This is a genomic window from Shinella sumterensis (assembly GCF_004514425.2).
GTDB classification, from domain to species: Bacteria; Pseudomonadota; Alphaproteobacteria; order Rhizobiales; family Rhizobiaceae; genus Shinella; species Shinella sumterensis.
On the sequence record NZ_MYFN02000035.1, the window covers coordinates 1 to 7,768 of the forward strand.

At 60.1% G+C, this 7,768-nt stretch carries 9 protein-coding genes and 2 pseudogenes; 10 read left to right on the forward strand and 1 reads right to left on the reverse strand.

Annotated elements, in window-relative coordinates; all coding sequences use genetic code 11:
- Positions 1-197: pseudogene (locus tag B5M41_RS26455) on the reverse strand (IS6 family transposase); the annotation flags it as partial.
- 52 nt (positions 198-249) lie between these two features.
- On the opposite strand from B5M41_RS26455, the pseudogene B5M41_RS26460 reads away from it, so the two are divergent.
- The 10 genes and pseudogenes from B5M41_RS26460 to arsH all read left to right on the forward strand — a co-directional run.
- Positions 250-441, forward strand: a pseudogene (locus B5M41_RS26460) (hypothetical protein); the annotation flags it as partial.
- 247 nt (positions 442-688) lie between these two features.
- Positions 689-1,921, forward strand: a complete 1,233-nt coding sequence (locus B5M41_RS26465; RefSeq protein WP_134652802.1) for a tyrosine-type recombinase/integrase — start codon at positions 689-691, stop codon at positions 1,919-1,921.
- Positions 1,918-2,838: a tyrosine-type recombinase/integrase gene (locus tag B5M41_RS26470; protein WP_134652804.1), complete on the forward strand. Its 921-nt coding sequence runs from the start codon at positions 1,918-1,920 to the stop codon at positions 2,836-2,838. The genes B5M41_RS26465 and B5M41_RS26470 overlap by 4 nt, the downstream gene beginning before the upstream one ends.
- Positions 2,835-3,830: a tyrosine-type recombinase/integrase gene (locus tag B5M41_RS26475; RefSeq protein WP_134652806.1), complete on the forward strand. Its 996-nt coding sequence runs from the start codon at positions 2,835-2,837 to the stop codon at positions 3,828-3,830. The genes B5M41_RS26470 and B5M41_RS26475 overlap by 4 nt, the downstream gene beginning before the upstream one ends.
- Before the next feature lie 93 nt (positions 3,831-3,923).
- The gene (locus B5M41_RS26480; protein WP_134652808.1) at positions 3,924-4,277 is read left to right on the forward strand and encodes an ArsR/SmtB family transcription factor; all 354 of its coding nucleotides are present in this window, start codon (positions 3,924-3,926) and stop codon (positions 4,275-4,277) included.
- Positions 4,274-4,714 carry an arsenic resistance N-acetyltransferase ArsN2 gene (gene arsN2 / locus B5M41_RS26485; RefSeq protein ID WP_134652810.1) on the forward strand — a complete coding sequence of 147 codons (441 nt, stop codon included), beginning with the start codon at positions 4,274-4,276 and terminating at the stop codon, positions 4,712-4,714. Before B5M41_RS26480 ends, arsN2 begins: the two co-directional genes overlap by 4 nt.
- 15 nt (positions 4,715-4,729) lie before the next feature.
- On the forward strand, positions 4,730-5,257 hold the full coding sequence (locus tag B5M41_RS26490) for an arsenate reductase ArsC (RefSeq protein WP_134652812.1): 528 nt from the start codon (positions 4,730-4,732) through the stop codon (positions 5,255-5,257).
- On the forward strand, positions 5,257-6,315 hold the full coding sequence (gene arsB, locus B5M41_RS26495; RefSeq protein WP_134652814.1) for an ACR3 family arsenite efflux transporter: 1,059 nt from the start codon (positions 5,257-5,259) through the stop codon (positions 6,313-6,315). Before B5M41_RS26490 ends, arsB begins: the two co-directional genes overlap by 1 nt.
- Positions 6,316-6,317: 2 nt before the next feature.
- Positions 6,318-6,740, forward strand: coding sequence for an arsenate reductase (glutaredoxin) (gene arsC, locus B5M41_RS26500; RefSeq protein ID WP_134652816.1), 423 nt, complete (start codon positions 6,318-6,320; stop codon positions 6,738-6,740).
- Positions 6,715-7,443: an arsenical resistance protein ArsH gene (gene arsH, locus B5M41_RS26505; RefSeq protein ID WP_167719491.1), complete on the forward strand. Its 729-nt coding sequence runs from the start codon at positions 6,715-6,717 to the stop codon at positions 7,441-7,443. The genes arsC and arsH overlap by 26 nt, the downstream gene beginning before the upstream one ends.
- Positions 7,444-7,768 lie beyond the last annotated feature (325 nt).

Below are 7,768 nucleotides of genomic sequence, written 5' to 3' on the forward strand. Positions count from 1 at the left end.
TGGTGGGCGAATTTCAGGCCAAACTTAGTCGTCCATTCTGAGACGGTCTGAAACGAGACGGCAATGCCGCGCTCGGCAAGCAGGTCTTCGATATCGCGCAGGCTCAGCGGGAACCGGTAATAGAGCCATACCGCATGCGCGATGATCTCGGCTGGAAAGCGGTGGCGTTTGTATCGGGCGGACGCATCGTCAGTCATGCCGATAGACTATTGCCTCGATCCGCACCAGCCGGTTAAGGCGACGCCTCCGTACGAAGGCAAAAACTACCCGATCCTGGCTGCGAGCCCAGTGGAGGTGGTCAAGTCGGTGATGGCTGCTAACAACTACACCCGTGCGGATCTGGTAGCCGTTATCGGCTCTAAAGCGCGGGCTGCCGATCTTCTGAACGGCAAACGCGAAATCAATCTCGAACGATTGGAGACGTCGCTGCCTAGTAGGTAAGACCTACAAGGCTCCTCGGCGTCCGCTGCAACTGCGTTCGATTCGATCCGCAATGGTCGGCTCGAGGTGGCACCTAGTGAAAATTCCGGCTCTTGACCTTCAATCGGTCGATTAAGAGGTCGGGAACTTATCCCGAGCCTGAGACTATGCCGAACCCGTTCCCCAAAGCCCGAGATTTCAAGTAGGTCAGGATCGGAGGCTCGGCATATTAACATCGCCCCCGCACAGCAAACTAGCGGAGGCATCCATGACTACCCCTCAACTGAAGCAGGCTACCCTTAGATGGCCGATCGAAGACTGGTCGCATCGAGCGTGCGTCGCGTCCCTGATCGAGGCGATGAAGACTGAGGGATATGCTGCCAGAAGCATATGCTCGGCGCTAAGGGTGATCAGTGCGTTTCTCATCTGGAAGAACGACGGTGGCGGAAGCAATCCGCAGCGCCTCGACTATCACGATATCGATAGATTCGTCGACGAGAGTGCTGCTGCAGGCACGCTGCGGAACGGCGAGCGTCGTGCCCTCCGACGCTTGCAGAATGACTTGCTGAATGCTGGCGTTCTATCTCAGCCTCCCGTGCCGGATGATCCAATCGGCGACACGTTAGCCTCATATGCTGGAAGCCTGCGCCGCAGGGGCTATGCGATGCAATCGATCGCATCGCATATCTGGTTCGGCCGCCAGTTCCTAGAATCAACCTGGGAGAAGCACACAGGCATTTCTCAAATCACGCACAATGACGTTCGCAAGTACCTTGCCGATCGTTTCGACGGCTATAGTAGTGCGACGGCGAACATAATGTGCTCGCGGTTGCGCGGCCTACTTCGGTTTCTGCAAACGGTTGGACTCATAGAGGAAGATCTCGCCTCTGCCATTCCTGGCGTGAGTGACCTCCGTCTGAGAACGCTGCCGACATTCATGACACCCGATCAGCTGGAGCACGTCTTGGTGACGTGTGATCGATCGACCGTTGCCGGCCGTCGGGATTATGCAATCCTGTTATTGCTCGCTCGTCTTGGACTCCGCGCCGGCGAGGCGGCATTACTCACGCTGGACGACATTGATTGGCGAGCGGGGTTGCTCCGCGTGAAGGGAAAGGGCGGGAGGATCGCATCCATGCCCCTCCCGCAGGATGTCGGAGAGGCGATCTCCGACTACATTCTGCGCGGACGCCCGTCGTCGGGCAGCCGAACCATCTTTCATAGGGTTGAGACGCCAAATACCCCTTTCCGGTCCGCGTCGACGGTATCCCTTATCGCTGGGCGGGCGCTGAAGCGCGCTGGGATTTCGGGATTGCGATCACGCTATGCGCATGTGTTCAGGCACACATTCGCGACCATCGCGATACGATCAGGAGCCAGCCTGACAGAAGTCGGCCAAGTGCTTCGCCACAAAGAACCCGACACGACGCGGATTTACGCAAAGGTAGATATGGAGGGGCTTCGTTCCCTGTCGCGGCCTTGGATGGGGACACTGCTATGACAGATCTGAAGTACGCCCTTGAACAATACCTGTCCTTGCGACGCTCTCTCGGATACCATTTGACGACCCAGGAGAGGCGCCTTCGCAACTTTGTCGAATATGCTCGGGTGCGCGGCGAGCCATACATTACATCGAAGCTTGCGGTGGCATGGGCAGGTCATCAATGCGGCCCGGCAAGCTGGTCTTCGCGCCTGTCAACGATCCGTTCCTTTGCGCGCCACGTCGCGGTGGTCGAGCCAAGGACGGAAGTTCCACCATCCGGGATTTTCCCGCCTCAGCGTCGACCGCGTCCCTATATCTATTCGGACGACCAGATTTCCGACCTTCTCGCGACGATGCTCGTCTTGCATCCGAAGAGCTTGCGAGGTCGAACCCTCCACTGCTTCTTCGGTTTGATCGCATCATCCGGTCTGCGTTTTTCGGAGGCCTTCCTGCTTGAGCGAGACGATTTGGATCTCAATGCCGGCGTTTTGACGATCCGGCAGACCAAGTTCGGAAAGAGCCGGATAGTGCCTCTGCACCCGACCACTACGGAAGCTCTCGCCCGCTACGCGACGGAACGTGATGCCAGCCCAGCGCGGCGCGCTGGCAGGCTCTTCTTTACAGGTGTCTATGGCCGCGCCCTTAACCATTGGAATACCTGTGATGCCTTCGTCACCTGGACGCGGAAGGCCGGATTGCGTGCGCCGGACTCGCGGCAGGGGCCACGGATTCACGATCTTCGGCATACCTTCGCGGTGCGCGCCCTGTTGAACTGGTATGAACAGGGGGAAGATGTCGCGCGGAGGTTGCCCGAGCTTTCGACGTATCTGGGACACACACATGTTCGGGATACCTATTGGTATTTGTCGGCCCATCCGGCTCTGCTCAATCACGCGAAGCTGCTGCTCGAAGCAAGCTGGGAGGCGACTGCATGACCAATCCTCTTCCCCGCCTGATCGAACGCTTCTTCACCCAGCGTCTTATGCGCCAGCGGAACGCCAGCCCGCATACGATCGCCTCCTATCGCGACACCTTCAAGCTTTTCTTGAAGTTTGCGCATCGCCGGACCGGCGTTGCCCCTTCGGACCTTCGCCTCGATGCGTTCGATGCCGACCTCGTGGTCGCTTTCCTTGACGATCTCGATTTGGAGCGTCGCGCCAGCCCCACGACCCATAATCTCAGGCTCACCGCCATCCGGGCATTTTTCCGCTTCCTGGCATTTGAAGAGCCAAGCTATGGCGGACAGATCCAACGGGTTCTCGCCATCCCAGGCAAGATCAGCTCGAAGCGGGAAGTTCAATATCTGGTCCGAACCGAGATCGAAGCCATCCTTGCGGCTCCCGACCGTCGTTCATGGATCGGCCGCCGCGATCACGCCCTGCTGCTAACAGCCGTGCAGACCGGGTTGCGGCTCTCCGAACTTGTGGGCCTTGACCGCAGCGCCGTCACACTTGGCGCTGGCGGTCGAATCCGATGTTTCGGGAAGGGGCGGAAAGAGCGCATTACGCCAATCACCAAGCTTTTGAACGGCGCGCTCAAAAATTGGATGGAGGAATCGCAAAGGACGAACAGCGACGTACTCTTTCCGACCGTGCGTGGTGCTCGGATGAGCGCCGATGCAGTGCAGTATCTTTTGGCGAAGTACGTGGCGAAAGCAGCGGAGCGGTGCCCTTCCCTACGAGCCAAGCGCATTTCCCCGCACGTCCTCCGACATAGCGCCGCCATGGAACTATTGGGCGCAGGCGTCGATACGACGGTGATATCGTTGTGGCTTGGACACGAGTCTACGCGCTCGACCCAGCCATATCTTCATGCCCATCTTGCCATCAAGGAAGCGGCGCTCGCAAAGGTACAGCCGTTCGAAGGGACAGCTTACCGCCAGTTCAAGGCGGATGACACTCTGTTGTCGTTCCTCGACCAGCTCTGAACATATGATCGGAATGATGTCGTGGCGTAAGCCGCGGCATCAATTCATCGCAAGCCGGATTGACATCGACAACACATCCGATATTCTGGATATATGGATAGCAACACTGCAATCGCGGCGCTTGGCGCCCTAGCCCAGACCACGCGACTGGAGACCTTCCGGCTTCTCGTGCGGCACGAGCCCGACGGCATCCCTGCCGGCGAACTGGCCCGCCTCATCGACGTGCCGCAGAACACGATGTCGGCGCATCTCGCGACGCTGTCGCGGGCGGGCCTGGTCACGAGCGAGCGGCAGAGCCGATCGATCATCTACCGTGCCGATCTCAACGGTCTGCGTGAGCTGACGCTATTCTTGCTGAAGGACTGCTGCGGCGGATCGGTGGAGCTTTGCGCTCCGTTAATCGCCGAGTTGGCGCCCTGCTGCAGCCCGGAGGCGAAGGTGTCATGAGCACCATCAGGCTGGAGCAGATCACAGGCAGCGATACCGACCTCAAGGCGGCGTTGACGGACGCCCGTCTGCCCACCGACGACATCGAGGATGACGGCCTGACCTTCTTCAAGGCGCTGTCATCGGATGGCCGCGTTCTGGGTTTCTCCGGCGTCGAGCGCTGCGATGGCGACTACCTCCTCCGTTCCGTCGTCGTGCATCCGGATCGACGCGGAACCGGCCTCGGGAAAGCCGTCGTCGAAGTGACGGTGGCGAGTCTCGACCCTGGCAGCGGCGTCTTCCTTGCAACGACGAGCGCGGCGCCGTTCTTCGCGCGCATTGGATTTTCTGAAGTGCAGCGGGACAGCGTGCCTGCTGCGGTGCTGGCGACGCGCCAGCTTTCCTCCATCTGCCCATCATCGGCGACCATCATGAAGCTTATCAAGCCGCCGACCTAACCACGGACCACGACCATGACCGATAAGACCTACAACGTGCTGTTCCTCTGCACGGGCAATTCCGCTCGTTCTATTCTCGCCGAATCCATCCTCAACAAGGAAGGTGGCGGACGATTCAAAGCCTTCTCGGCCGGCAGCCAGCCGAAGGGCGAAGTCAATCCGCATGCCCTGAAGGAGCTGGAAGCGTTGGGCTATCCATCGACGGGTTTCTCGTCGAAGAGCTGGGACGTGTTCGCAGAACCCGGCGCGCCGCAGATCGATTTCATCTTCACCGTCTGCGACAGCGCCGCCGGCGAAGCCTGTCCCGTCTGGATCGGCCATCCGATGACCGCCCATTGGGGTGTCGAAGACCCTGCCGCCGTCACGGGATCGGACGTCGAGATCCAGCGTGCCTTCGCACAGGCCGCGCGTTTCCTCAAGAACCGGATTGCCGCGTTCGTCAGTCTGCCGCTGGCATCCATCGATCACATGGCGCTTGAGACGAAGCTTCGCCAGATCGGTGCGATGGAAGGTTCGACGTCGCCGCAGGGAAAGTCCGCCTGATGTCCACGTTCGAGCGCTATCTGACCATCTGGGTATTCCTGTGCATCATCGCCGGTGTCGCCCTCGGCCATCTCATGCCCGGCCTCTTTCAGATCATCGGCGCGGCCGAGGTCGCCAAGGTGAACATTCCCGTCGCGATCCTGATCTGGCTGATGATCATTCCGATGCTGCTCAAGATCGATTTCCGGTCTCTGGCGCAGGTCGGCGCGTACTGGCGCGGTATCGGCGTCACCCTTTTCATCAACTGGGCCGTCAAGCCATTCTCCATGGCACTGCTCGGCTGGCTGTTCATCGGTTGGCTGTTCCGCCCCTACCTGCCTGCCGACCAGATCGACTCCTATATCGCCGGACTGATCATTCTCGCCGCGGCTCCCTGCACCGCGATGGTGTTCGTCTGGAGCAACCTGACACGCGGGGAGCCATTGTTCACGCTGTCTCAGGTCGCGTTGAACGATGCCATCATGGTCGTCGCCTTTGCTCCGATCGTAGGCTTGCTGCTCGGCCTCTCCGCGATCACCGTGCCTTGGGATACGCTCGTTCTTTCCGTCGCCCTCTATATCGTCGTGCCCGTCATTATCGCGCAGGTCATCCGCCGCCGCCTCACGGTTGGCGGTACGACGCAGGCACTGGATGGCGTGCTGGCCAGGTTGCAGCCGATCTCGCTGGTGGCGCTGCTCGCGACGCTGGTTCTGCTCTTCGCCTTTCAGGGCGAGCAGATCATCGACCAGCCCGCCGTCATCGGCTTGCTCGCCGTGCCGATCCTGATCCAAGTCTATCTGAACTCCGGGCTTGCTTATCTGCTCAACCGGATGACCGGCGAGCGGCATTGCGTTGCCGGGCCATCGGCTCTGATCGGCGCCAGCAATTTCTTCGAGCTTGCGGTTGCCGCCGCCATCAGCCTGTTCGGCTTCCAGTCCGGCGCAGCACTCGCCACCGTCGTCGGCGTTCTCATTGAGGTCCCGGTCATGCTGTCGGTCGTCTGGATCGTGAACCGCTCGAAGGACTGGTACGAGGCCGCCCCCGCTGTTTCCAGAACCACCGCCACCGAAAGGCACTGACCATGGATGCGATCATCTATCACAACCCCGCCTGCGGGACGTCCCGCAACACGCTGGCGCTGATCCGCGCTGCCGGCATCGAACCTGTTGTCATTGAGTATTTGCTGAACCCGCCGACGCGCGAGCAGCTTGCGACGATGATCGCGGACGCTGGCTTGAACGTTCGGGAAGCTATTCGCGAGAAAGGCACGCCTTATGCCGAACTCGGTCTGGACAACCTAGACCTGACTAACGAGCAGTTGCTCGACGCGATGATCGCAACGCCGATCCTGATCAATCGCCCCTTCGTCGTGACGCCGCTCGGCACCCGGCTCGCCCGCCCGTCCGAAGCGGTGCTCGACATCCTGCCCGACACCTTCAAGGGGCCGTTCTTCAAGGAGGACGGTGAACAGGTTCTCGATGAGGAAGGAAAGCGCATTGCCTGACACATTTCCCGCATTGCAGGGCGATCACCTGCATTCGATCGATCTCGACGCCCTGCGTCCGGCATTCTCGACGCACATGCCGCGCATCCTGATCCTCTACGGTTCGTTGCGCGAGGTATCCTATAGCCGCCTGCTCGCATTCGAGGCCCGCCGGATGCTCGAACGGCTCGGATGTGAGGTTCGCATGTTTGATCCAAGGGGTCTGCCGCTGCCTGACGAAGCGCCGGTGAGCCACCCGAAGGTGCAAGAATTGCGCGATCTTTCGCAATGGTCGGAAGGGCAGGTCTGGGTGAGCCCGGAACGCCACGGCGCGATGACCGGCATCATGAAGTCCCAGATCGACTGGATTCCACTCTCGGTCGGATCGGTCCGACCGACGCAGGGCAAAACCCTCGCGGTCATGGAGGTCTCGGGCGGTAGCCAGTCCTTCAATGCCGTGAACCAGATGCGCATCCTCGGCCGCTGGATGCGGATGATCACCATCCCCAACCAATCCTCGGTCGCCAAAGCCTATCAGGAGTTCGACGCCGATGGCCGGATGAAGCCCTCATCCTATTACGACCGGGTGGTGGATGTCTGTGAGGAACTTGTGAAGTTCACCGTCCTCACGCGCGATGCCTCTGCCTATCTCACCGACCGCTACAGTGAGCGGAAGGAACAGGCGGCCGAACTTGAGAAGCGGGTATCGCTAAGGTCGATCTAGCTCGGTCTTCGGCCGTCCGGCCGCCAACGACAGTGTTGAATGAACCGACACTGTTCGTAGCGATCCGTGGTCGGGATGCGTAGCGGCAATCTAGGTGAGATTCAGCGTCAATCAGGATGAGACTCGCGCCGGGGTCTGACGGAGTGAGGGCGTAGCCCGATCGTAGTCATACCCCGGCGCGGCGCAGATTTTTCGGCGTCTCATGATCGCGGTCGGTCCGGTACATTTGCGGTTTTCTGGATTGGAGAACCAGTTTGTGCCGGGTCGCCATGTAACCGATCATCAGATGAGACTCTTCATGAAGTACCGACAAACGCATTCCGTA

What these genes read in the sequence shown, in the direction of transcription:
- B5M41_RS26465 (WP_134652802.1), top strand. Translation starts at nt 689, where the DNA reads ATGACTACCCCTCAACTGAAGCAGGCTACCCTTAGATGGCCGATCGAA.
- B5M41_RS26470 (WP_134652804.1), top strand. Translation starts at nt 1,918, where the DNA reads ATGACAGATCTGAAGTACGCCCTTGAACAATACCTGTCCTTGCGACGC.
- B5M41_RS26475 (WP_134652806.1), top strand. Translation starts at nt 2,835, where the DNA reads ATGACCAATCCTCTTCCCCGCCTGATCGAACGCTTCTTCACCCAGCGT.
- B5M41_RS26480 (WP_134652808.1), top strand. Translation starts at nt 3,924, where the DNA reads ATGGATAGCAACACTGCAATCGCGGCGCTTGGCGCCCTAGCCCAGACC.
- arsN2 (WP_134652810.1), top strand. Translation starts at nt 4,274, where the DNA reads ATGAGCACCATCAGGCTGGAGCAGATCACAGGCAGCGATACCGACCTC.
- B5M41_RS26490 (WP_134652812.1), top strand. Translation starts at nt 4,730, where the DNA reads ATGACCGATAAGACCTACAACGTGCTGTTCCTCTGCACGGGCAATTCC.
- arsB (WP_134652814.1), top strand. Translation starts at nt 5,257, where the DNA reads ATGTCCACGTTCGAGCGCTATCTGACCATCTGGGTATTCCTGTGCATC.
- arsC (WP_134652816.1), top strand. Translation starts at nt 6,318, where the DNA reads ATGGATGCGATCATCTATCACAACCCCGCCTGCGGGACGTCCCGCAAC.
- arsH (WP_167719491.1), top strand. Translation starts at nt 6,715, where the DNA reads ATGAGGAAGGAAAGCGCATTGCCTGACACATTTCCCGCATTGCAGGGC.